Annotated in this window: 22 protein-coding genes; 16 read left to right on the top strand and 6 right to left on the bottom strand. The window is 71.0% G+C overall.

Features of this window, described 5'->3' with window-relative positions:
• Positions 1-32 precede the first annotated feature (32 nt).
• The gene (locus RCR19_RS16290) at positions 33-485 is read right to left on the bottom strand and encodes a nucleoside deaminase (protein WP_331265803.1); all 453 of its coding nucleotides are present in this window, start codon (positions 483-485) and stop codon (positions 33-35) included.
• A gap of 149 nt (positions 486-634) precedes the next feature.
• Positions 635-1,027 carry a PLD nuclease N-terminal domain-containing protein gene (locus RCR19_RS16285; protein ID WP_331265802.1) on the bottom strand — a complete coding sequence of 131 codons (393 nt, stop codon included), beginning with the start codon at positions 1,025-1,027 and terminating at the stop codon, positions 635-637.
• A gap of 88 nt (positions 1,028-1,115) precedes the next feature.
• Between RCR19_RS16285 and RCR19_RS16280 the strand changes: the two genes are divergently transcribed.
• Both RCR19_RS16280 and mqnP read left to right on the top strand, forming a co-directional pair.
• A complete protein-coding gene (locus RCR19_RS16280; protein WP_331265801.1) occupies positions 1,116-2,573 on the top strand; it encodes a menaquinone biosynthesis decarboxylase in 1,458 nt (485 codons plus the stop codon).
• Positions 2,570-3,472, top strand: coding sequence for a menaquinone biosynthesis prenyltransferase MqnP (gene mqnP, locus RCR19_RS16275; RefSeq protein WP_331265800.1), 903 nt, complete (start codon positions 2,570-2,572; stop codon positions 3,470-3,472). The genes RCR19_RS16280 and mqnP overlap by 4 nt, the downstream gene beginning before the upstream one ends.
• Before the next feature lie 45 nt (positions 3,473-3,517).
• Here the strand turns inward: mqnP and RCR19_RS16270 are convergent, their stop codons facing one another.
• On the bottom strand, positions 3,518-4,105 hold the full coding sequence (locus RCR19_RS16270) for a rhomboid family intramembrane serine protease (RefSeq protein ID WP_331265799.1): 588 nt from the start codon (positions 4,103-4,105) through the stop codon (positions 3,518-3,520).
• A gap of 87 nt (positions 4,106-4,192) precedes the next feature.
• Here RCR19_RS16270 and RCR19_RS16265 point away from each other — a divergent pair, with 87 nt between their 5' ends.
• The 6 genes from RCR19_RS16265 (at position 4,193) to RCR19_RS16240 (ending at position 8,535) form a co-directional block, all read left to right on the top strand.
• A complete protein-coding gene (locus tag RCR19_RS16265; RefSeq protein WP_059130183.1) occupies positions 4,193-4,885 on the top strand; it encodes a UbiX family flavin prenyltransferase in 693 nt (230 codons plus the stop codon).
• A gap of 152 nt (positions 4,886-5,037) precedes the next feature.
• Positions 5,038-5,493: an Lrp/AsnC family transcriptional regulator gene (locus RCR19_RS16260; protein ID WP_059130184.1), complete on the top strand. Its 456-nt coding sequence runs from the start codon at positions 5,038-5,040 to the stop codon at positions 5,491-5,493.
• Positions 5,494-5,574: 81 nt separating this feature from the next.
• Positions 5,575-6,738 carry an aminofutalosine synthase MqnE gene (mqnE, locus tag RCR19_RS16255; RefSeq protein WP_059130185.1) on the top strand — a complete coding sequence of 388 codons (1,164 nt, stop codon included), beginning with the start codon at positions 5,575-5,577 and terminating at the stop codon, positions 6,736-6,738.
• A gap of 111 nt (positions 6,739-6,849) precedes the next feature.
• Positions 6,850-7,374 (top strand): GNAT family N-acetyltransferase, encoded by a 525-nt coding sequence (locus RCR19_RS16250; protein ID WP_331265798.1) that lies wholly within the window; start codon positions 6,850-6,852, stop codon positions 7,372-7,374.
• A gap of 129 nt (positions 7,375-7,503) precedes the next feature.
• Complete coding sequence (locus tag RCR19_RS16245) at positions 7,504-7,803, top strand: DUF4229 domain-containing protein (RefSeq protein ID WP_331265797.1); 300 nt, start codon at positions 7,504-7,506, stop codon at positions 7,801-7,803.
• 39 nt (positions 7,804-7,842) lie between these two features.
• Complete coding sequence (locus RCR19_RS16240) at positions 7,843-8,535, top strand: TetR/AcrR family transcriptional regulator (RefSeq protein WP_331265796.1); 693 nt, start codon at positions 7,843-7,845, stop codon at positions 8,533-8,535.
• A gap of 73 nt (positions 8,536-8,608) precedes the next feature.
• Here the strand turns inward: RCR19_RS16240 and RCR19_RS16235 are convergent, their stop codons facing one another.
• On the bottom strand, positions 8,609-9,418 hold the full coding sequence (locus tag RCR19_RS16235; RefSeq protein WP_331265795.1) for a MaoC/PaaZ C-terminal domain-containing protein: 810 nt from the start codon (positions 9,416-9,418) through the stop codon (positions 8,609-8,611).
• Between the two features lie 53 nt (positions 9,419-9,471).
• Positions 9,472-10,803 (bottom strand): 3-oxoacyl-ACP reductase, encoded by a 1,332-nt coding sequence (locus tag RCR19_RS16230; RefSeq protein ID WP_331265794.1) that lies wholly within the window; start codon positions 10,801-10,803, stop codon positions 9,472-9,474.
• 96 nt (positions 10,804-10,899) lie between these two features.
• On the opposite strand from RCR19_RS16230, the gene RCR19_RS16225 reads away from it, so the two are divergent.
• The 3 genes from RCR19_RS16225 to RCR19_RS16215 all read left to right on the top strand — a co-directional run bounded on the left by RCR19_RS16225 (position 10,900) and on the right by RCR19_RS16215 (position 15,924).
• The gene (locus tag RCR19_RS16225; protein WP_331265793.1) at positions 10,900-12,189 is read left to right on the top strand and encodes an acetyl-CoA C-acetyltransferase; all 1,290 of its coding nucleotides are present in this window, start codon (positions 10,900-10,902) and stop codon (positions 12,187-12,189) included.
• A 198-nt stretch (positions 12,190-12,387) separates the two neighbouring features.
• A complete protein-coding gene (locus RCR19_RS16220) occupies positions 12,388-14,322 on the top strand; it encodes an AMP-binding protein (RefSeq protein WP_331265792.1) in 1,935 nt (644 codons plus the stop codon).
• A gap of 396 nt (positions 14,323-14,718) precedes the next feature.
• A complete protein-coding gene (locus tag RCR19_RS16215; RefSeq protein WP_331265791.1) occupies positions 14,719-15,924 on the top strand; it encodes a cytochrome P450 in 1,206 nt (401 codons plus the stop codon).
• Between the two features lie 176 nt (positions 15,925-16,100).
• On the opposite strand, the gene RCR19_RS16210 is transcribed toward RCR19_RS16215, so the two are convergent.
• Entirely contained in the window at positions 16,101-16,304 is a 204-nt protein-coding gene (locus RCR19_RS16210; protein WP_043442843.1) for a cold-shock protein, read from the bottom strand.
• A 354-nt stretch (positions 16,305-16,658) separates the two neighbouring features.
• On the opposite strand from RCR19_RS16210, the gene RCR19_RS16205 reads away from it, so the two are divergent.
• The 5 genes from RCR19_RS16205 to RCR19_RS16185 all read left to right on the top strand — a co-directional run bounded on the left by RCR19_RS16205 (position 16,659) and on the right by RCR19_RS16185 (position 22,056).
• Positions 16,659-17,507 (top strand): menaquinone biosynthesis protein, encoded by an 849-nt coding sequence (locus RCR19_RS16205; RefSeq protein WP_331265790.1) that lies wholly within the window; start codon positions 16,659-16,661, stop codon positions 17,505-17,507.
• 93 nt (positions 17,508-17,600) lie between these two features.
• Positions 17,601-19,304, top strand: a complete 1,704-nt coding sequence (locus RCR19_RS16200; RefSeq protein ID WP_331265789.1) for a protein kinase — start codon at positions 17,601-17,603, stop codon at positions 19,302-19,304.
• A gap of 48 nt (positions 19,305-19,352) precedes the next feature.
• Positions 19,353-20,078 carry an A24 family peptidase gene (locus RCR19_RS16195; protein WP_331265788.1) on the top strand — a complete coding sequence of 242 codons (726 nt, stop codon included), beginning with the start codon at positions 19,353-19,355 and terminating at the stop codon, positions 20,076-20,078.
• A gap of 120 nt (positions 20,079-20,198) precedes the next feature.
• Complete coding sequence (gene mqnC / locus RCR19_RS16190) at positions 20,199-21,398, top strand: cyclic dehypoxanthinyl futalosine synthase (RefSeq protein ID WP_331265787.1); 1,200 nt, start codon at positions 20,199-20,201, stop codon at positions 21,396-21,398.
• 7 nt (positions 21,399-21,405) lie between these two features.
• Complete coding sequence (locus RCR19_RS16185) at positions 21,406-22,056, top strand: hypothetical protein (protein WP_331265786.1); 651 nt, start codon at positions 21,406-21,408, stop codon at positions 22,054-22,056.
• Positions 22,057-22,277: the final 221 nt, after the last annotated feature.

The raw sequence follows: 22,277 nt of genomic DNA, 5'->3' as shown, positions 1-22,277 counted from the left end.
ACGGACTCGGACCGGCGGTGGCGGTACGGTCCTCAGCCGCGTCCGATGTCCTCGTTCCACAGCGCCGGGTTCCTGACGATGAACGCGTGCATCAACGCCCTGCACTCGGGGTCGTCGAGGAGGACCACCTCCACACCGTGTTCCGCCAGCCAGTCGTGGCCGCCGACGAACGTGGTCGCCTCGCCGACGACGACCCGGGAGATGCCGAACTGGCGGACCAGGCCGCTGCAGTACCAGCAGGGGGAGAGAGTCGTCACCATCGTCGTGCCCCGGTAGGAGGGCCGGCGGCCCGCCGCGCGGAAGGCGGACGTCTCCGCGTGCAGGGACGGGTCGCCGTCCTGGACGCGGCGGTTGCGGCCGCGGCCGAGGAGCGCGCCGTCCGCGCCGTACAGCGCGGCGCCGATGGGGATGCCGCCCTCGGCGAGGCCGGTGCGGGCCTCCGCTACGGCGGTGGCGAGCCATTCGTGTGCCTGCGCCCGGTCCATGCCTTCACTCTCCGCCCGCCGCATCGTCCGGGCAACGTGGTGAGAGCGGGTGTCCGCCGCTTCGGCCTCACCGGGCCCGTCGGACGCCGTACGGCGCCTGCGCGTGGGGGAGTTGCCGCTGCCGGTCTCCGGAGCCCGGTACCCAAGGCTCAGTCCTTGGAGTCCTCGCCGTGCTCACGGCGCCGCAGATCCTCCTCGCGGCGGCGCAGGTCGGCCTCCCAGTCCTTGAGGAGCGCCTCGTCCTTCTTGTTCTCCTCCTTCAAGGAGGTGAGGAACGCGGGGTTGTCGTCGGGCGCGACCCAGTCCATGCGGTGGTTGCGGTGCCACTCGGAGGGGGTGGAGCCGTTCACCGGGGCGCGGCGCACCTTGCCCGCGACGAGCCAGGCGATCGGGCCCACCAGCACTTCGCCGAAGAGCAGGATGATGATGACCCAGACCACCTTGGGCAGTCCCCGGATCTCTTCCTCGGGTGTGTTCAGGCAGTCGATGAAGGCGTATATCCACAGCGCCAGGACCAGCAGGTAGGGCAGATACCTGAACATGGTGGTGCGATCCCCCAGGAGTCGGCGACGGAGCGTGAGAGGGCCCCGGTGACGGGGCAAGGTTAGCGGGTGCCGGATACTGGATCGCATGGCTTACGACGATCTTCGGTCCCTGCTCCGGGCGCTGGAGCGCGAGGGAGACCTCAAGCGCATCAAAGCCGAGGTGGACCCGTATCTGGAGGTCGGGGAGATCGTCGACCGGGTGCAGAAGTCCGGTGGGCCCGCGCTCCTCTTCGAGAACGTGCGCGGCTCGAGCATGCCGCTCGCCATGAACGTGTTCGGCACCGACAGGCGTCTGTTGAAGGCCCTCGGCCTGAAGTCGTACGGCGACATCTCCGACAGGATCGGCGGACTGCTCAAGCCCGAACTGCCGCACGGGTTCGTCGGTGTGCGCGAGGCCTTCGGCAAGCTCGGGGCGATGGCGCACGTACCGCCCAAGAAGGTCAAATCCGACAATGCGCCGGTGCAGGAGGTCGTCCTGCGCGGCGACGACGTCGACCTCGACGCCCTGCCGGCCCTGTTCACCTGGCCCGACGACGGCGGCTCCTTCTTCAACCTCGGGCTGACGCACACCAAGGACCCGGAGACCGGGGTCCGCAACCTCGGTCTGTACCGCCTCCAGCGCCACGACCGGCGCACCATCGGGATGCACTGGCAGATCCACAAGGACAGCCGCAACCACTACCAGGTGGCGGCGAGGCGCGGTGAGAGGCTGCCGGTCGCGATCGCCTTCGGGTGCCCGCCCGCCGTGACGTACGCCGCCACCGCGCCGCTCCCCGGTGACATCGACGAGTACCTCTTCGCCGGGTTCATCGCGGGCAAGCGGATCGAGATGGTGGACTGCAAGACGGTCCCGCTCCAGGTGCCGGCGAACGCCGAGGTCGTCCTGGAGGGCTGGCTGGAGCCCGGAGAGATGCTCCCCGAGGGCCCGTTCGGCGACCACACCGGCTTCTACACGCCGCAGGAGCCCTTCCCCGCCCTGCGGATCGATTGCGTGACCATGCGCCGCCGGCCGCTGCTCCAGTCGATCGTGGTGGGCCGCCCCCCGACGGAGGACGGACCCCTCGGCCGCGCCACCGAACGGTTCTTCCTGCCCCTGCTCAAGGTCATCGTGCCGGACATCGTGGACTACCACCTGCCGGAGGCGGGCGGTTTCCACAACTGTGCGATCGTCTCGATCGACAAGAAGTATCCGAAGCACGCCCAGAAGGTGATGCACGCCGTCTGGGGGGCGCACATGATGTCCCTGACCAAGCTGATCGTCGTCGTGGACTCCGACTGTGACGTGCACGATCTGCACGAGGTCGCCTGGCGGGCCCTCGGCAACACCGACTACTCCCACGACCTCACGGTCGTCGAAGGCCCGGTCGACCATCTCGACCATGCCTCCTACCAGCAGTTCTGGGGCGGCAAGGCGGGCATCGACGCAACGAGGAAATGGCCCGAGGAGGGCTACACGAGGGACGGCGGCTGGCCCGAGATGGTCCTGTCCGACCCGGAGACGGCGGCAAAGGTGACGAGCCGCTGGAAGGAGTACGGCCTGTGAGCAGCGCCTCCGCCGCGATCCCGCAGCCGGGACGCACCAAGGCGTTCCTGCGCCTGGTGATGATCGAACACTCCGTGTTCGCCCTGCCCTTCGCGTACATCGCCGCGCTGACCGCCATGTTCCAGTGGGACAGGAACATCCACTGGGGACGGTTGTTCCTCGTCACCGTGGCCATGGTGGGGCTGCGCACCTTCGCCATGGCGTCGAACCGGATCATCGACCGCGAGATCGACGCCCGCAATCCGCGCACGGCCCACCGCGAGTTGGTCACCGGTGCGATGTCGGTGCGGCACGCCTGGACGGGCGCGCTGGTCGCGCTGGTCTTCTTCCTGGGTGCCGCGGCCCTGCTCAACCCCCTGTGCCTGGCGCTCGCCCCCATCGCGGTGATCCCGATGGTGGTGTACCCCTACGGCAAGAGGTTCACCAACTTCCCGCAGGCCATCCTGGGTCTGGCCCAGGCGATGGGCCCGGTCGGCGGCTGGCTGGCGATCAGCGGCACCTGGGACTGGGACGCGGTGGTCCTCGGCCTCGCCGTCGGCGTCTGGATCGGCGGCTTCGACCTGATCTACGCCTGCCAGGACGTGGAGACGGACCGGGAGATCGGCGTCATGTCGGTGCCGGCCCGCTTCGGCGTCCCTGCGGCGATCTGGGGCGCCCGCGCCTGCCACACGGTGACCACGGCGCTGTTCGTCTGGTACGCCGTCGTCACCGGCGCCGGTGCCTTCTTCTGGCTCGGCCTGGTGATCGTGGCGGGTGCCTTCGTCTACGAGCACACCATCGTCCGGCCGCACGACCTGAGCCGTGTGAACCGCGCCTTCTTCAGCGTCAACGGGTTCATCGGGATCGCCCTGTTCGTGTGCGCGCTGCTCGATCTCCTGGTGCGCGGCCTGAGCGTGTGACGACGGTTCGGGCCGCCCGGGCGGCCCGAACCCCGCCGTCCCGCGCTACGTCGTCGTACGGCGGCGGAACAGGAACGCCGCCGCGACGCCCGCCGCCAGACCGATGAGATGGCCCTGCCAGCTGATGTGAGTCTGCGCGGGGGACAGACCCAGCAGGATCGAGCCTCCCCAGATCGCGGCGACCAGCAGACCGACCAGGACGCCCAGCGGGCGGCGCTCGACGAGGCCGGCGGCCACCAGGAAGCCGAACAGTCCGAAGACCAGGCCGGAGGCGCCCGCGGTGTTGGTGTGCGCCGGGGACACGAGCCAGACACCCAGACCGTCCGCCACGATGATCAGCGCGCAGATCGCGGCGAACCGGCGCAGACCGCCGAGGGCCGCGAGGAAGCCGAGCACCAGCAGCGGCACGCTGTTCGACGCGACATGGGCGAAGCCGAAATGGACGAAGGCGGCCGGAACGACGTCGACCAGTTCGGAGGCCCTGCGCGGAACGATGCCGAAGTCGTCCAGGGCATGGCCCGTCGTCACGTCGATCACTTCGAGCACCCACAGCAGCGCCACCCAGCCCACCATCAGCTTGGCCGCCGCCTTCGCACGGTCGGCTTGCGACCACTCCGGCTCCGTACCCGACATGGCACCCCGCCCTTCGTCCGCCCCTCGGGATCGGCCTCGGCCCCCTTGACCGGATCCCGCCCCGCGGCGCCGGATAGGCTCGGTGTCGTGAACCCAGTCAAGCCAGGAGAGACGCCGCGTACGCCTTGGATCGTAGGGGTCTCCGGCGCCTCCGGCACCCCGTATGCCGCCGCCGTGCTGCGCGCTCTCCTCGCCGCGGGCGAGAGCGTCGATCTGGTCGTCTCGCGCGCCTCGCGGCTCACGCTGCTCGACGAGACGGGCATCGCCTTCCGGGACACGCACTGGCGGGACGACCTGCGGGAGTGGCTGGGCCGGGGCGCCGACGGCAAGCCCGGAACGTTCGCGGTGGGCGTCGAGGGCGACCGTGTGCGGTACTGGAGCGCCGGTGATCTGGCCGCCGGGCCGTCCTCCGGCTCGTACCCCGCGAAGGGGATGCTGATCGTGCCCGCGTCCACGGCCTGTGTGGCGGGCGTGGCACTCGGGCTCTCCAAGGACCTTCTGCAGCGGTCCGCGAGCGTCACGCTCAAGGAACGGCGGCCGCTGGTCGTCGCCGTGCGGGAGACCCCGCTCAGCGGCCAGACCCTCAGGCAACTCGTGGCGCTGGACGAGGCGGGCGCGGTCGTGGTGCCCGCGTCACCGGCCTTCTACGCGGGCGCCACGCACATCCAGGACCTCGTCGACTTCGTCGCGGGGCGGGCGCTGGACGCGGCGGGGGTGCCGCACCGGCTGTACCGCCGCTGGCAGGGTGAGCTCGGGGGTGGCTCCCGCCCCGACGAGTAGGCGACCGAGCGGTGGGGGTGCGTTTCCCGGTGGCGCGCCGGGAGGTCGGCCCTTCGCGCATCCGGTGAGAGATTCTCAGGGGTCAGATCCCGCGCGCCTTGGTTCCATACGTAAACTTGCGGTAACGCCGAACAATGAAAGGCTACGGATCTATGGATGCCGTTGACAGGCAGCTCATCCAGGCCCTGCGCGAGAACGGCAGGGCCTCCTATGCCGAGCTCGGCCGACTCGTGGGCCTCTCCGGGCCCAGTGTCACCGACCGGATCAACCGCCTGGAGGCGGCCGGCGTCATCACCGGCTACCGCGCCACGGTCGACGCCGCCTCCCTCGGCCTCGGCGTCACCGCCCTGATCGGTATCTCGCTCTCCGACGCCGCCGACCACGAGGACGTGGCGCACCGGCTGAAGGACCTTCAGGAGATCGAGGACTGCTGGTTCATCGCCGGCGACGACTCGTTCATGCTCAAAGTGCGCGCGTCGGACGTGGACGGCCTGGAGAAGACGATCCGCCGGCTGTCCGGCACCAAGGGCGTCTCCCGCACGCGTACGACCATCGTGCTGTCCACCAAGTGGGAGAACCGGGTCGGCGAGCTGCCCGAACAGCAGTAGGCGCGCGGTACCGGACGGGGGCGCCGGCCGTCCGAGGGCCGGGGGTACCGTTGGGGGGTTCGTCGAGGGAGAGGCAGAAGCATGGATGTCGGGCTCAAGCGGGAGCTGGAGGACAAGGTCCGGGCCGGTGAGCGGCTGACCCGCGAGGACGGCATCGCGCTGTACGAGTCGGACGACCTCGCCTGGCTCGGCGGTCTCGCGCACGAGGTGCGGACCCGCAAGAACGGCGACGTGGTCCACTTCAACGTCAATCGTCATCTCAACATGACGAACGTGTGCACCGCGTCCTGCGCGTACTGCTCCTTCCAGCGCAAGCCCGGTGAGAAGGACGCGTACACGATGCGCATCGAGGAGGCCGTCCGCCTCGCCAAGGCGATGGAGTCGGACAACCTCACCGAACTGCACATCGTCAACGGCCTGCACCCGAACCTGCCGTGGCGCTACTACCCGCGCTCGCTGCGCGAGCTGAAGGCCGCGCTGCCGGACGTCTCGCTGAAGGCGTTCACGGCGACGGAGATCCACCACTTCGAGACGATCTCCGGTCTCTCGGCCTCCGAGATCCTGGACGAGCTGATCGACGCCGGCCTCGAGTCGCTGACCGGCGGCGGCGCCGAGATCTTCGACTGGGAGGTCCGGCAGCACATCGTCGACCACAGGACCCACTGGGAGGACTGGTCGCGCATCCACCGCCTGGCGCACGAGAAGGGTCTGAAGACCCCGTGCACGATGCTGTACGGCCACATCGAGGAGCCGCGCCACCGCGTGGACCACGTCCTGCGGCTGCGTGAACTCCAGGACGAGACCGGCGGGTTCCAGGTCTTCATCCCGCTGCGCTACCAGCACGACTTCGTGGACATGAAGGACGGCAAGATCCGCAACCGGCTCCAGGCGCGGACGCAGATGGCGACGGGCGCGGAGGCGCTCAAGACGTTCGCCGTCTCGCGCCTGCTGTTCGACAACGTCCCGCACGTGAAGGTGTTCTGGGTCATGCACGGCGTCCAGACCGCGCAGCTGGCCCTCCAGCACGGCGCGGACGACATGGACGGCTCGGTCGTCGAGTACAAGATCACGCACGACGCCGACAACTACGGCACGCCGAACAAGCTGACCCGTGAGGACCTGCTCGATCTGATCCGCGACGCCGGCTTCCGTCCGGTCGAGCGGAACACCCGCTACGAGATCATCCGCGAGTACGACGGCCCGGATCCGGCCCGGCGCGACGAGCCGCAGCCCATGCGCGTCTGACGCGCTCCACGAACCCGACCGAGCCCCGGCCACGGCCGGGGCTCGCCGGTGTGGCACAGAGGACATCAAAAGGCCTTGAGTCCTGCCGACGGTAATAACTACTCTCCACCTATGCCCCTTACGTTCGCGCTCGATCCGGCCATGACCCCCGCTCTTCGCGACGGCGTCCTCGACCTGTGGACGGACGTGTCCAACGCCGGCGGATCCGTGGGTTTCGTGCCGCCGGTCACACGCGAGGAGATACGCCCGGAGCTGGTGAAGCACCTTGCGGCGATGACGGAGGGGCGCACCCGGCTGCTGGTGGGGCACGACGATGACGGGCAGGTGGCGGCGACCGCGTTCGTCACCTTCAACACGCACCGTCTGATGCAGCACTGGGTGTGGCTCTACACGGTGATGGTGCACCCGCGTCACCAGGGCAAGGGGTACGGCCGTGATCTGCTGGCCGCCGCCGCGGACGCGGTCCGCGGCCTCGAGGGGATCGAGGCCATACGGCTGACCTGCCGGGGCGGTCACGGTCTTGAGCACTTCTACGGCTCGTGCGGATACAAGGAGGTCGGCCGCGTACCCGGGGCGATCCGAGTGGCGCCCGATGACGACCGCGACGACATCATCATGCTGCTGCCCCTGGGCTGAGCCGCCGCACCCCCGTGCAAGATCGGGTGCCCGGCGTGCTTCACTGGAGGATGCCCTTGGAGAGGTCCCGTGGCGGCGCCGGCATCGCCCGGACAGCGGGACCTTCATGGAACGGAAGAGTGGATTGAGATGTTCCGCTACACACTGATGCGCCTCGGTATCTTCGCGGGCTGCCTCGTGGTCGTCTGGGGCCTCGTCTACTCCGGTCTCGTCCCGCGTGGCCTCGGCGACTCCAACGGCATCTGGATCGTGCTGCTCGCCCTGGTGGTCTCGGCGCCGATCAGCTTCGTCCTGCTGCGGGGGGAGCGCGACCGGGCCTCCTTGCAGATCGTCGGACGGGTGGACCGCATGAAGGCCAACCTCGACGCCAACCGGGCGCAGGAGGACGGGGCCGACGACGTCGCCAGGAAGCAGAGCCAGGCGTCCTGAAGGCCGGAGGCGCCGCGGGCTGAACGTACCCTTGCCCCTATGGGTTCCGTGAAGACCAAGCGGATGCCGCGGGCGGTCCGTGAACGGCAGATGCTGGACGCCGCCGTGCAGACCTTCGGGCAGCGTGGCTACGCGGCCGCGTCCATGGACGAGATCGCCGAACTGGCGGGTGTGTCCAAGCCGTTGGTGTATCTCTACCTGAACTCCAAGGACGAACTCTTCACCGCCTGTATCCGCCGTGAGGCCGCGGTGCTCACCGACGCCGTGCGCGCGGGAGTCCGGCCCGGGCTCGGCGCGGACCGTCAACTCTGGGAAGGGCTGCGTGCGTTCTTCACCCACACGGCGCAGAACCCGGACGGCTGGTCGATCCTGCATCTCCAGGCGCGTACGCACGGCGAGACGTTCGCGGCCGAGGTCTCGGCGATGCGCAAGGAGATCGTCGCGCTGGTGACCCGGCTCATCGCGGTCGCCGCACGGGACGGAGGCAGCCCCTGCTCGAACGAAGGGGGCGAGCCGGGCGACCACCCGGGCTCCGACCTGCCCGAGCGCGAGGCAGCCGGACTCGCGGAGGCCCTGGTCGGTGCCGCCGAGTCGCTCGCGGCCTGGGCCAACGCCACCCCCGGTGTCTCCGCCCGCCAGGCCGCCACGACGTTGATGAACTTCGCGTGGGCGGGTCTCGGCGAGCTCATGGAGGGCCGCTCCTGGTCGCCCCCGGAGCCCGACCGGCCCTAGGCCCAGCCCGGCCGGAGTCGGCAGGCGACCGGCCCCGGCGGTGAGACGTCCCGCCGGGGTGCGTACGGGGCGTTCAGTGGTCGAGTGGGCGTGTCTCACCCGTCAGATGCAGCCGTTCCCCACCGCGCAGTTCGAACAGTCCGCCCTCGGCCCCGTACGTCACGGTACCCGGCAGCAGGACCGGCGCCCTGAACTGCGCGCGCACCCGAACCGCGGTGGGGGCCGGTTGCTCGGCCAGGCACCGGGCGACGGTCCACATGCCGTGCGCGATGGCGCGCGGGAAGCCGAAGGCGCGTGCGGTCAGGGCGTGCAGGTGAATGGGATTGCGGTCCCCGGACACCGCCGCGTACCGCCGCCCGACGTCCCCGGCCAGCCGCCACTCGGCCGTCACGGGGAGGGGGCCGGGGTCCGAGGGCCGTGCCTCGGCGGGTGCGCCGGTGCGGTGCCGGGCGAGATAGGTGCTGGCCGACTCCCACACGGTCCGGTCCCCGGCACGGACCTCGGTGACCACGACGGCCTCGGTACCGCGCCGATGGGGCACGAGCTCCCCGGTCGACACGCCGATGTCGTAGGTGCCGTCCGGGGCGAGGGCCTCCCGCTGGGTGATCTCGATGGAGGTGTGCACCAGCCCGAGCAGGGGGAGGGGGAACTTCCGGCTCGCCATGATCCGCATGGCCAGCGGAAAGCCGAGGACATGGGGATAGCTGACCGGCAACGCGCCGGTGCCGGCGGGGAATCCGCAGACGCGCTCGTACGCGGCGAGACGGCCGGGGCCGACCCGGAACCCGGGCAGCTCGAGTCGGCCGCCGGCGAAGCCGGCGTCGGGGCCGGGGCGCTTGAAGGGGGACATGAGGGCGCCGCGCAGGAGGGCGGGAAGCAGCATGGGTGGTCTCCGGAACCTGGGAAGGAGGGGGCGCGGGTGCGCGGGGCGGAGGATCACGCGCCGAGCAGGCTCTGTCCGCAGACCCGTACGACCTGACCGTTCACCGCGCCCGACCCCGGACCGGACAGCCATGCCACCGTCTCGGCCACGTCCACCGGCAGGCCTCCCTGTCCGAGCGAGTTCATCCGGCGCCCCGCCTCCCGGACGAACAGCGGGACCGCCGCGGTCATCCGCGTCTCGATGAACCCGGGTGCCACCGCGTTCACCGTCACCCCGTGCTCGGCCTGCGCGCGGGGTGCCAGCGCCCGTACGAGCCCGATCACACCCGCCTTGCTCGCGGCGTAGTTCGTCTGCCCGACGTTCCCGGCGATCCCGGCGATCGACGAGGTGACCACGATCCGCCCCCCGCCGCCCGGTCCCTCCTCGGGCGAACCGTGCCCGCGCAGCACCCCGCGTGCCAGCAGGACGTCGGTCGTGCGCAGCACACTCGCGAGGTTCACTTCGAGTACCGAACCCCACCGCTCCGCCGCCATGTTGGCCAGTGTGCGGTCACGGGTGATCCCCGCGTTGTGGACGAGGACGTCCAGCCGTTCAGGCAGTGCGTCGGCGATGCGCGCGCCCGCGTCGTCCGCGGTGATGTCGAGCGTCAGCGCGGTGCCGCCGATCGACTCGGCCACCCGTCGCGCATCCGCCTCGGCGGCCGGCACGTCCAGGCACACCACGTGTGCGCCGTCCCGCGCCAGCGTGCGGGCGACCGCCTCGCCGATCCCGCGCGCCGCCCCGGTGACCAGCGCGATCCGCCCTGCGAGCGGCCGCGCCCAGTCCTCGGGAGCGATGACGTCCCCGCTCCCCACCTCGACGACCTGCCCGCTCACATACGCGGACCTCGGTGAGAGCAGGAAGCGCAGTGTCGACTCGGCGGCCTCGGCGTCGGCCAGCCGGACGAGCGTGACGGTCCGCCCCCGCCCCGTCTCCTTGCCGAGCGACCGGGTGAACCCCTCCAGGGCCTGCTGCACCGCCGCCTGGTGGTGGTCGGTGGGGTCCGGCGGTGAGCCCAGCACCACCACGCGGCCGCTCTCGGCGACCGACCGTACGACGGGGTGGAGCGCCGCGTGCACCTCGGCGAGCGCTTCGACATCCCGTACGCCGGTGGCGTCGAGGACGATCGCGGCGGGCCGCTCGGCACCGGCGGCAAGCCCGGTGCGGGCCAGCACCGGTGGCAGGTCCAGCGTGGACCTGCCCGCCGTGAGGTGCAGCAACGGGCCGCCCAGGGTGGGGCGTTCGGCGGACCAGCGGTGCAGCGCCACCGGTTGCGGAAGCCCCAGCCGCCGGGTGAGGAAGCGACCGGGCGCGGTCCTCGTGAAGCGCAGATAGCGGTCGGCCATGGTCCAGCTCCCAGCTCGCTCGTCCGTTTCCCGTGTCTTACTCTGGAGTAAGGTTACCCGGGGTAAGTCTCCCTCGGGCGTGAGGAGCAGATCGAGATGAGCAGTTCCCCCATCAGCACGCAGGTGCGGCGCGCAGCCGTCGTGGGTGGCAGCCGCATTCCCTTCGCGCGCTCGGACGGCCCTTACGCCACCGCCTCCGACCAGGAGATGCTGACGGCGGCGGTGGACGGGCTCGTCGCGCGGTACGGACTGGACGGTCCGGGCGCGGTCGGCGAGTTGGTCGCCGGGGCCGTGCTCAAGCACAGCCGTGACTTCAACCTCGCCCGGGAGACGGTGCTGGGCTCCGGGCTGGACGCCCGTACGCCCGCGTACGACGTCCAGCAGGCCTGTGGCACCGGTCTGCAGGCGGTGATCGCGGCGGCCAACAAGATCGCTCTGGGGCAGACGGAGTCCGCGATCGCGGGCGGCGCGGACACGGCGAGCGACGTGCCCCTCGGTGTGAACGACGCGCTGCGCCGCATCCTGCTGGAGGTCCGCCGGGCCACCTCGACCGCCGCCAGGCTCAGGGCGCTGGCGAGGATCCGTCCGGCCCACCTGGTCCCCGACATCCCGCGCAACGCCGAGCCGCGCACCGGCCTGTCCATGGGTGAGCACGCGGCGGTGACCGCCCGTGCCTGGGGAGTGACGCGCGAGGCGCAGGACGAGTTGGCGGCCACGAGCCACCGGCGGTTGGCGGCGGCGTACGAGCGCGGACTCCTCGCCGATCTGGTGGTCCCCTTCCGCGGTCTGGAACGCGACCAGAACCTGCGCCCCGACTCGACGCCGGAGAAACTGGCCCGCCTGAGGCCGGTGTTCGGCACCGGTGGACCCGACCCGACGATGACCGCGGGCAATTCGACTCCGCTCACGGACGGCGCCGCTGTGGTGCTGCTCGCGAGCGAGGACTGGGCACGTCGGCGCGGACTCGAACCGCTCGCCTATCTGACGGCGTACGAGACCGCGGCCGTCGACTTCGTCGGCGGGGACGTGGCGGGAGGCGAGGACGGACTGCTGATGGCCCCCGCGTACGCCGTTCCGCGCATGCTGGAGAGGACGGGATACGGCATGGAGGACTTCGACTTCGTCGAGATCCACGAGGCGTTCGCCTCCCAGGTGCTGGCGACGCTGTCCGCCTGGGAGAAGCGGGGACTCGCCCCGGTGGACCGCGCACGGCTGAACGTCGCGGGATCGTCCCTGGCCACCGGTCACCCCTTCGCCGCGACGGGCGCCCGGATCGTGGCGACGCTCGCGGCACTTCTCGCCGAACGCGACGCCCCGGGCCGCGGCCTGATCTCGATCTGCGCGGCCGGGGGACAGGGGGTCACCGCCATCCTCGAACGCGCCTGACGGCCATGGGGAGGAGGCTGCACAGCCCCGGCTCCGTACCATCCCCGAACCCGCACAGACTCCCCACGAGGGGGACGTACGATCGCGGTTCAAACCGGCGGTAACAGCGAGTCGCACCGACCGTTGAACGTCTCCCCGCGCATGTTGCGTACTCATGCAGCAGAGCAGTGCACAGCTGCGGTCCACAGGAGCTGCCCCATGCCCATCTCGTACTCGACCACGCCCGTTCCCGCCGTCCCGGCCGATCTCGACCACGACGGCGGGCCCGTGCTCGTGGCGCCGGAGACACGGCGGCTGAACGGCGAGGTGCGGGAGGCATACGTACCCCCGCTGGTGCCGCCGGTCACGCACGGCTCGCTCGCCGACGTGCCGTTCGAGAACGCGAGCGCGGTGCCCGGTCACCCGGTGCTCAGCCGCCGCGACCCGGACGGCGGCTGGACGGACGTGACGGCGGTTCAGTTCGCCGACCAGGTACTGGCCCTGGCCAAGGGCCTGATCGCCGAGGGCCTGATGCCCGGCGACCGGATCGCGATCATGTCCCGCACCACGTACGAGTGGACGCTGCTCGACTTCGCGGCCTGGGCGGCCGGCCTGGTCACGGTCCCCGTCTACCCCACCTCCTCGGTCTTCCAGACCCGCTGGATCCTCCAGGACTCCGGCGCGGTGGCCCTGGTGACGGAGACGGCCGGACAGGCGGCGTCCATCGGCCCGGAACGCAGCCTGCTGCCCGATCTGCGTCACCTGTGGGTGATGGAGAAGGGTCATGTCGAGCGCCTGGCCGAAATGGGTGACGCGGTACCGGACCAGGAGGTCTCCGTACGCCGGGGCATGCTCGGCCCGGACACACTGGCCACGCTCATCTACACCTCGGGCACCACGGGCCGGCCCAAGGGCTGCACCCTGTCGCACGGCAACTTCCTGGCGGAGGTCGACAACGCGATCGAACTGCTCCACCCGGTGTTCAAGGCGAAGATCAACGGTGATCCGTGCACGCTGCTGTTCCTGCCGTTGTCGCACGTCTTCGGCCGTATGGTGGCGGTCGCCTGCATCCGTGCGCGGGTGCGTCTGGGCCATGCGCCGAGCCTGCAGGCGCAGGATCTGATCGCCGACATGGCGAGCTTCAGGCCGACCTTCCTGCTGGCCATCCCGTACATGCTGGAGAAGGTCTTCAACAATGCGCGGGCGACGGCCGAACGGGGCGGCCGCGCGTCGCTGTTCGACCGCGCGGCAAGTGTGGCCCGTCGCTACGGCGAGGCGCAGGAGGCCCGGCAGCACGGCACGGGCCGGGGCCCGAGCGGGGCCCTGAAGGCGGCCCGCGCCCTCTACGACCCGCTCGTCTACCGCCGCATCCGCAACGCCCTCGGCGGCCGGGTCCGCCATGTCATCTGCGGCGGCTCCCCGTTGGGCCGGGACCTGGCGGCGTTCTACGCGGGCGCGGGCATAGAGATCTACGAGGGGTACGGCCTGACGGAGACGACCGGCGCGGCCACGGTCACCCCGCCCCTCAAACCCCGCCTGGGCACGGTCGGCTGGCCACTGCCCGGCACAAAGGTGCGTATCGCGGCGGACGGTGAGGTGCTGGTCCTCGGCGGTCAGGTGTTCCGGGGCTACTGGGATCCCCATGCGGGCGGGGTGGTTCCTTCCACACCGGACGGCTGGCTGCCGACGGGCGACATCGGGCGCCTGGACGACGAGGGCTATCTGACCATCACCGGGCGGAAGAAGGAGATCCTGATCACCGCCGGGGGGAAGAACGTGGCCCCGGCCCCCCTGGAGAACTGGCTGCGGTCCCACCCGCTCATCTCCCAGTGCCTGGTCCTCGGCGACCGCCGCCCCTTCGTCAGCGCCCTGATCACCCTGGACCCGGACGGCATCGTCCACTGGCGCCAGATGAACGGCAAGCATCCGGTACCGGCGGAACTCCTCAAGGACGACCCGGAGTTGCTCGCGGTACTGCAGCGAGCGGTGGACGAGGCCAACAAGATGGTCTCCCGCCCCGAGTCCATCCGCCGCTTCGCGGTCCTCCCCGTGGACTTCACGGAACAGGCCGGCCATCTGACCCCGTCGATGAAACTGCGCCGCGCAGTGATCATGCGGGACTTCGCCGCTCAGGTGGACGAGCTGTACAGGTAGCGGTTCCGGGCGCACGGCCCGGGCCGTGCGGTGGTGCCGGCCGGTCGCCGACGGCCGATTCACCCGCTCGGCCGTGGTCCCGGCGGTCCGTCGTGTCCGTGTCCGGCCGGGAGGTCGTACGACGGCGGACGACGGGCTTCCGCGGTCCCCCGAGCGACGTCGATCCCGGGCCCCGGGCGAGGCGGTCGCACTCGCCCGGGGCCCGCGCGTCGCCGTGAACGGCATCCGGGCCGGGCCGTCTCCGGCGCCGTCGACCGCCCCTCCCGCCGCGTCGCCTCCGGTGCCGGGCGCGGCAGGACCGGATCGCACATGTGGGGGTATCCCGACGGCCACGTCGCACGAAAGGGCGTATGCATGGAATAGCGGCGAAAGCGGCTGGAAAGGGAGTACTGCGCCATGACCTCAAGCGGCGAAGCAATCACCTGTCCGTTCGACTTCAGCAAGGCGCTGGAGTTCGATCCCACGCTCGCGGCGCTCATGGCTCGCGAATCCATCACCCGCATCCGGCTGCCGTACGGCGACGCCGACGCCTGGCTGGTCACCGGATTCGAGGGAGTGCGGCAGGTGACCACCGACCAGCGCTTCAGCCGCGCGGGGATCATGGGGTTCGACTATCCGCGGCTGACGCCGGAGCCCATCGTCTCCCCGGAGTCGATCAATGTGATGGACCCGCCGCACAGCACCCGGCTGCGCCGCCTGGCGTCGCAGGCCTTCGCCAAGCGGCATGTGGAGCTGATGCGGCGGAAGATCGTCCGGCTCGCGGACACGCTGCTCGACGAGATGGCCGAGCAAGGGCCGCCGGCGGATCTGGTCCAGCACCTGTCGAACCGGCTTCCCCAGCAGACGATCTACGACGTCCTCGGTATCCCCCGGGAGGACTGGCCCCGGATGCAGGAGTACGCCCACCAGCTGCTCGCCACGGGGCAGGACGGGCGCGAGACGGCCGCGAACGCCAAGGCCCGGTTGCGGGAGTACTTCGGCGAACTGATCCAGGAGCGGCGGCGCACCCCGGGCAGGGATCTGATCAGCGCGCTGGCCGCGGCCAAGGACGGCGAGGATGCGTTCGACGACCAGGAGCTGGCGGTCATGGCGCTGACACTGGTGCTCAGCGGTCAGGACACCGCCACCTGCCAGATCAGCAACATCTCCTACCTCCTGCTGACCCGGCCCGAGCTGATGAAGCACCTCAGAAGCCGGCCCGAGACCCTGACGGACGTCCTGAACGAGATGCTCCGCATCATCCCGTTCCGCAAGGGGGTCGGCATTCCCCGGGTGGCCCTCGAGGACGTGGAGTTCGACGGCGTGCTCATCCGGGCGGGTGACTTCGTCCATGTGTCGTACCTGACCGCCAACCGGGACGCCGAGCGCTACCAGGACCCGGGCACGATCGATCCGGAGCGTCCGTCCGCGCCGCACATGACCTTCGGCTGGGGCGGGCACCGGTGCATCGCCGTGCCGCTCGCCATGGCGGAGCTGGAGGTGGCCGTCGGGCGGTTGGTGGAGCGGTTCCCGAACCTCGGGCTCGCGGTGCCGCCGGAGGACGTGCAATGGGACACGGAGACGATCCGCCGCTTCCCGCTCGAGCTGCCCGTGACCTGGTGACCGCACGGCGCCTCGCGATCACGTACCGCGCAGGGACGCCGACCGAAAAGCAGGAGCCCCTTGCGCCGAGTGGCGCACGGGGCTCCTTGGGTACTGCTGTCCGTTCCGGATCGAAGCGATCGGACTCGATGAGCCGAAGGCCTGGAACCGAAGACCGAATCTCCGAGACCGGTGACTCAGATGGCGGTGACGTTCTCCGCCTGCGGGCCCTTCGGGCCCTGGGTCACGTCGAAGCTCACCTGCTGGTTCTCCTCAAGCGAGCGGAAGCCGTTCGCATTGATCGCGGAGTAGTGGACGAAGACGTCGGGGCCGCCGCCTTCCTGGGCGATGAAGCCAAAGCCCTTTTCGGCGTTGAACCACTTCACGGTTCCGGTAGCCATAAGCCCTCCTTGGGCCCAAAGGGTTGCCCTGCTCCAGAACCTGCAAGTGTGAAAACTAAGCGCCGCACAACTGCACGTCTCTGAAAACGACGAGAGCCCGCGGTCACATGCTCCGCAGGCTCTGTACTGCAAGGAAACCAAACTGCAACTTGCGGCGAGCCTAGCACGGGGGCAGCCGAAAGCAACAGAGGTCAAGATCGCTTCACCCGAACGTTTCAGTGGGTGGTGGGCGGGATTGACGTCGCCGCTTCACATGGTAGTCCCAAAGGTGGACAACAGTGGTCCAGGAGGTTCACCAGGCCCTTCGGGGACCCTGGGGCCGTCACGGTATCGCATGGGGTCTAGTCTCGCGATGTGGACAATTCTCGCACCCGGCCGCGCGTCGGCCACATCCAGTTCCTGAACTGCCTACCCCTGTACTGGGGGCTCGCGAGAACCGGCACCCTTCTGGACTTCGAGCTGACCAAGGACACCCCCGAGAAGCTCAGCGAGCAGCTGGTGCGGGGAGACCTCGACATCGGTCCCGTCACCCTCGTCGAGTTCCTCAAGAACGCCGACGACCTGGTCGCCTTCCCCGACATCGCGGTCGGCTGCGACGGACCGGTGATGTCCTGCGTGATCGTCTCCCAGGTGCCCCTGGAGCAACTGGACGGCGCCAGGGTCGCCCTCGGCTCCACCTCGCGGACCTCCGTACGCCTCGCCCAGCTGCTGCTCGCCGAGCGGTACGGGGTGACGCCGGAGTACTACACCTGCCCGCCCGACCTCAGCCTGATGATGCAGGAGGCCGAAGCGGCGGTGCTGATCGGCGACGCCGCCCTGCGCGCGAACCTCCACGACGGGCCGCGCTACGGCCTCGCCGTGCACGACCTCGGCACGCTGTGGAAGGAGTGGACGGGGCTGCCGTTCGTCTTCGCGGTGTGGGCCGCCCGGCGCGACTACCTGGACCGGGAGCCTGTCATCACCCGCAAGGTCCACGAGGCCTTCCTCGCCTCCCGCAACCTCTCCCTGGACGAGGTCGGCAAGGTCGCGGAGCAGGCGGCCCGCTGGGAGTCCTTCGACGAGCAGGTCCTGGAGCGGTACTTCACGACGCTCGACTTCCGATTCGGCGACGCCCAGCTGGCGGCCGTCGCCGAGTTCGCGCGGCGGGTCGGGCCGACCACCGGCTTCCCGTCGGACGTCGAGGTGAAGCTCCTCCAGCCGTAGCGAAGTTGTTCCTGGCTCCCGGGACGCAGGACACCGTCCGTACGCCCCCGGGGACTACGCTGCTGGGAGTCGTACGGGGGAGGGGTGGAGGGCATGCAGCCTCTGGAGGCCGGGGAACCCGCCGTCGTGGGGCCCTACCGGCTGCTCGGCAGACTCGGCTCGGGCGGAATGGGCCGCGTCTACCTGGGGCGCAGCGCCGGCGGGCGCACGGTCGCGGTCAAGGTCGTGCATCCGCACTTCGCGCTGGACGAGGAGTTCCGAGCCCGGTTCCGCCGCGAGGTGGACGCCGCGCGGCGGGTCGGCGGTGCCTGGACCGCACCGGTCCTGGACGCGGACCCGGAGGCGTCGGTGCCGTGGGTCGCCACCGGGTACGCGGCGGGCCCCTCCCTGACCTCGGCGGTGACGGACTCCGGCCCGCTGCCGCTCCCGGCGGTGCGGGCGCTGGGCGCGGGGCTCGCCGAGGCGCTCGTGGCGGTGCACGCGCTCGGCCTGGTCCACCGGGACGTGAAACCTTCGAACGTCCTGCTGACCCTGGACGGTCCGGTCCTCATCGACTTCGGCATCGCGCGCGCCATCGACGGCACGGCGTCCATCACCTCCACGGGCGTCTCCATCGGCTCGCCCGGCTACATGTCGCCCGAGCAGATCCTCGGCAAGGGCGTCGCGGGAGCGGCGGACGTCTTCTCGCTGGGCGCGGTACTGGCCTATGCGGCGACGGGGCGGCCGCCCTTCCCCGGCGACTCGTCCGCGGCGCTGCTGTACAAGGTCGTCCACGAGGAGCCGGAACTCGACGGACTCGACGACGAGTTGCGGGAACCGGTTGCCCTGTGCCTCGCCAAGGACCCGGCGAAGCGTCCCGCTCCCGTGGAGCTGGCCCGGCGCCTCGCCCCGCAGGGCGCGGCGCGCCTGGTGTCCGAGGGCTGGCTGCCCGGCCCGCTGGTGGAACAGGTCAGCCGCAAGGCCGTGCAGCTGCTGAACCTGGAGGCGGAGGCGGCGCCTTCGGGTCCGGCCCGATCCGGTGGGGCGCCGACGGTCGAGCCGTCGGCGGCCGGTGCACGCGTGGACGTGGCTCCGGCGGGGGCCGAAGCCGCCGTGCCCGTGGGGGTCTTCGGCCCGCCGCCCGTGATGACCGCTTCCGGCGCGCCCTCCACCCATGTGCCGCGGCCGCGCGAACGGCAGGAGCCGCAGGACGCCGTGCCGTCCGACGCCGACGGCCCCGGGAGACTCTCCGTCAGCCTCGCCACCACCTCCGTGCCGGGGACCGGCGGTCGCGGCCGGCGGATGAGCTGCACCATCGCGCTGGCGGTCGCGGGCGCGCTGGCCGCGGTGACGGTCGGTTCGGCATTTCTCCTCGGGATGTTCGACAAGGACGACTCGGCCGACGACACCGCGGCCGGGGGCGCGCCCACCCATGGTTCGGCCACCCCGGGCACCGGCGGTTCCGGTGTGCCCGCCGCCTATCTCGGTACGTGGGAGGGCGATGCGACGGCCCTCGGGGGCACCCTTCCCGCGGGCACCTTCCGCGTCACCGTCAAACAGGCCGGGGTGGGCGAGGAGATCGGGCTCTTCCGGTCCACCGACCAACTCGGCGGCATCTGCGACGACGTACTCCTCCTCAAGCGGGTCACGGACCGTCAGCTCGTCGCCACGAGCGTGGCCAAGGAGTCCTCCAACCCGCCGACGTGCACCACCGGACGGCACGAGGTGCGGCTGACGCCGGCCGGCGCCGACCTGGAGTACGAGACGGACAACCCGGACGCGGGCAACCCGACCTCGCGCCTGGCGAAGGTCGGCTGACCCACGATTCGCCGGAGTCGGGCAGGGTCCGGCGCTTAACCTGTCGGCGTGGATCTGGACCTCTGGGTGACCGCCGGCGCCGTGCTGTGGGGCGCGGCGGCCGGGGTCCTGGTGCCCCGGGCCGCCTACCGGCTCTCCGTCGAGCCCGGGCAGCCCTGGCGGGACCGGTGTCCCGACGGACATCCGATCGGCGGCTGGGTCGGTCCGGCGCGATGTGCGGACGGACGGCCGTACGGCCCCGGGACCGCGCTCGTGTGCGGGGCCACCGCGCTGGTCTGCGCGGTGCTCGCGCTCGCCACGGGTACCCGTCCCGAACTGCTCGTCTGGCTGCTGATCGCCCCCGTCGGCGTCCTGCTGACGATCGTGGACTTCCGGGTGCAGCGGCTGCCGGACGTCCTCACCCTGCCGCTGGCCGCACTCGCCCCGCTTCTGCTCGGCGCCGCCGCGGCCCTGCCCGAGCACGCGGGGAGGTGGCCCACCGCGCTCCTCGGTGCGCTCGTACTCGGCGTCGGGTACTTCCTGCTCTTCCTCGTCAACCCGAACGGCATGGGATTCGGCGACGTCAAACTCGCGCCCGGACTCGGGGCGGTGCTCGGCTGGTACGGCCTGCCCACCGTGGTGCTCGGGACGTTCGCCGGGTTCCTCTTCGGCGGGCTGTACGGCCTCGCGCTCGTCCTCGCCCGCCGGGCCGGGCGCCGGACCGCGATCCCGTTCGGGCCGTTTCTCATCGCCGGCGCGTTCGTCGGGCTGCTGATCGGGGCGTACGCGGCCTGACGTGGGGCCCGCGAAACCGCTGGCGTAGGCTGGTTCGGTCCGCCCACCCGTCTCCCACCACCCCCTTGCTTCGAATGGGCCTCGCGCCCGATTTCCTCACCCTTACGAAAGGGACGCCCGGTGACCGAGAAGGCCGACCTTCAGTCCGTCCTCGACCGCGCCGCCGCCGGTGGGCGGATCACTCCCGAAGAAGCGCTCGCCCTCTACCGCGACGCTCCGCTGCACGCGCTGGGTGCCGCGGCGGACGCCGTGCGCCGCCGCAAGTACGCCGGTATCGAGCACATCGCGACGTACATCATCGAGCGCAACATCAACTACACGAACGTCTGTGTGACGGCGTGCAAGTTCTGCGCCTTCTACGCGGCCCCCAAGGACACGGCCAAGGGCTGGACCCGGGACCTCGACGACATCCTGCGCCGGTGCGCGGAGACCGTCGAACTGGGCGGCACGCAGATCATGTTCCAGGGCGGACACCACCCGGACTACGGCGTCGAGTACTACGAGAAGCACTTCCGTGCCATCAAGGACGCCTTCCCGCAGCTGGTCATCCACAGCCTGGGGGCGTCCGAGGTCGAGCACATGGCGCGCATCTCCGGCGTCTCGGTGGAAGAGGCCATCACGCGTATCCACGCCGCCGGGCTGGACTCCTTCGCCGGTGCCGGTGCCGAACTCCTCCCCGAGCGGCCGCGCAAGGCGATCGCCCCGCTCAAGGAGAGCGGCGAGCGCTGGCTGGAGATCATGGAGACCGCGCACAACCTGGGCGTCGAGTCCACGTCCACCATGCTCATGGGCACCGGCGAGACCAACGCCGAGCGTATCGAGCACCTGCGGATGATCCGTGAAGTGCAGGACCGCACGGGCGGTTTCCGGGCCTTCATCCCGTACACCTACCAGCCCGAGAACAACCATCTGAAGGGCCGCACCCAGGCCACTCTCTTCGAGTACCTGCGGATGATCGCGATCGCCCGTGTGTTCCTCGACAACGTCCAGCACATCCAGGGCTCGTGGCTGACCACCGGCAAGGAGGTCGGTCAGCTGTCCCTGCACTACGGCGCGGACGACCTCGGCTCGATCATGCTCGAGGAGAACGTGGTCTCGTCCGCCGGGGCGAAGCACCGGTCCAACCGGCTAGAGATCATCGACCTGATCCGCAGGGCGGGGCGCGTCCCGGCCCAGCGTTCGACGACGTACGAGCACCTCGCCGTCCACGACGACCCGGCGGACGACCCGGTCGACGAGCGCGTCATGTCCCACATCTCGTCGACGGCGATCGAGGGCGGAACCGCCCATCCCGAACTGAAGCTTCTCGCCTCCAACTAGCCCGCGCGTGCTGACGATCCATGCCGCCGGCCTCCTGATCACGGGGGACCGGCGGCCTTCCGTGCCCGGTGGGGCGGTGCTCGTCGACGGAAGACGGTGCGCGGGCGTCGGCGCGTACGAGGAACTGGCGGCGGCGCATCCGACCGCCCGGGTGCGGCGCTGGCCGGGAATCCTCACGCCCGGGCTGCTGAATCCGTACGGGCCCGAGCTGCTGGAGGCCGCGTACCACCCCGATCCGCGCGAGGCCGACGAGCTGGGCACCGAGCCGATCACGGGCGAGGCCCTCGCCGCTCTGGCGGTCGGGGACACACGCTGGGGCGCGAGCGCACGGCGCGGAGTACAGCGGATGCTGGCGCACGGAACCGTCGCCGTGGCCGGCCGGCTGTCTCGGCCAGCCGTGGTGGACGCCGTGCATCGCGCCGGACTGCGGCGGCAGGAGCGCTCGGAGCGTCCCGCGGGCCCGCCGTCCCTCGACCCGCTGGCCGGACGGAGTCCGGCCCAGGTGTGGGCATCGCCGCTTCCGCCCGAGGTCGTGGCGGACCGGGACGCGACGTTCGCGGTGTTCGACGTCCCGGACGAGGCCGCGCTCGCCGAGCGCGGAGCGGGTACCTGTGTGGCGACGGTCCTCGCGGGGCGGCTCGTGTACCGGCGTCGCTGACGGGCCGGCCCGTCAGCGGATCGAGGGTCCGAACCCCGCGTCCGCCCCGTGCCGTTGACCGCCGAGCCGTGCCGCCGAACCGTGGTACGAACGGCTTGGCGGCGGCCGGGTACTGCCGCCGGTACCGGACAGCCGGCACGTCGCGCCGCGGCCGGTGCCGGTGGTTCGGTGAGGGGGGCCCGGAGCGGCGCCCGGCCTCGGGGAGCGGGACGCCCGGCGTA

Origin of the sequence: Streptomyces sp. WAC07094 (assembly GCF_036320405.1) — a bacterium.
Classification (GTDB): Bacteria; Actinomycetota; Actinomycetes; order Streptomycetales; family Streptomycetaceae; genus Streptomyces; species Streptomyces lannensis.
The sequence above is the reverse complement of the archived record's forward strand: the minus strand, read 5'-3'. Positions and strand labels throughout refer to the sequence as shown.

Coding starts and splice junctions, on each gene's coding strand:
- mqnE (WP_059130185.1), top strand. CDS start 5,575: ATGGATGTCGGGCTCAAGCGGGAGCTGGAGGACAAGGTCCGGGCCGGT.
- RCR19_RS16210 (WP_043442843.1), bottom strand. CDS start 16,304: ATGGCTACCGGAACCGTGAAGTGGTTCAACGCCGAAAAGGGCTTTGGC.
- RCR19_RS16280 (WP_331265801.1), top strand. CDS start 1,116: ATGGCTTACGACGATCTTCGGTCCCTGCTCCGGGCGCTGGAGCGCGAG.
- RCR19_RS16240 (WP_331265796.1), top strand. CDS start 7,843: ATGGGTTCCGTGAAGACCAAGCGGATGCCGCGGGCGGTCCGTGAACGG.
- RCR19_RS16220 (WP_331265792.1), top strand. CDS start 12,388: ATGCCCATCTCGTACTCGACCACGCCCGTTCCCGCCGTCCCGGCCGAT.
- RCR19_RS16250 (WP_331265798.1), top strand. CDS start 6,850: ATGCCCCTTACGTTCGCGCTCGATCCGGCCATGACCCCCGCTCTTCGC.
- RCR19_RS16215 (WP_331265791.1), top strand. CDS start 14,719: ATGACCTCAAGCGGCGAAGCAATCACCTGTCCGTTCGACTTCAGCAAG.
- RCR19_RS16290 (WP_331265803.1), bottom strand. CDS start 485: ATGGACCGGGCGCAGGCACACGAATGGCTCGCCACCGCCGTAGCGGAG.
- RCR19_RS16285 (WP_331265802.1), bottom strand. CDS start 1,027: ATGTTCAGGTATCTGCCCTACCTGCTGGTCCTGGCGCTGTGGATATAC.
- RCR19_RS16270 (WP_331265799.1), bottom strand. CDS start 4,105: ATGTCGGGTACGGAGCCGGAGTGGTCGCAAGCCGACCGTGCGAAGGCG.
- RCR19_RS16235 (WP_331265795.1), bottom strand. CDS start 9,418: ATGCTGCTTCCCGCCCTCCTGCGCGGCGCCCTCATGTCCCCCTTCAAG.
- RCR19_RS16225 (WP_331265793.1), top strand. CDS start 10,900: ATGAGCAGTTCCCCCATCAGCACGCAGGTGCGGCGCGCAGCCGTCGTG.
- RCR19_RS16260 (WP_059130184.1), top strand. CDS start 5,038: ATGGATGCCGTTGACAGGCAGCTCATCCAGGCCCTGCGCGAGAACGGC.
- RCR19_RS16200 (WP_331265789.1), top strand. CDS start 17,601: ATGCAGCCTCTGGAGGCCGGGGAACCCGCCGTCGTGGGGCCCTACCGG.
- RCR19_RS16230 (WP_331265794.1), bottom strand. CDS start 10,803: ATGGCCGACCGCTATCTGCGCTTCACGAGGACCGCGCCCGGTCGCTTC.
- RCR19_RS16245 (WP_331265797.1), top strand. CDS start 7,504: ATGTTCCGCTACACACTGATGCGCCTCGGTATCTTCGCGGGCTGCCTC.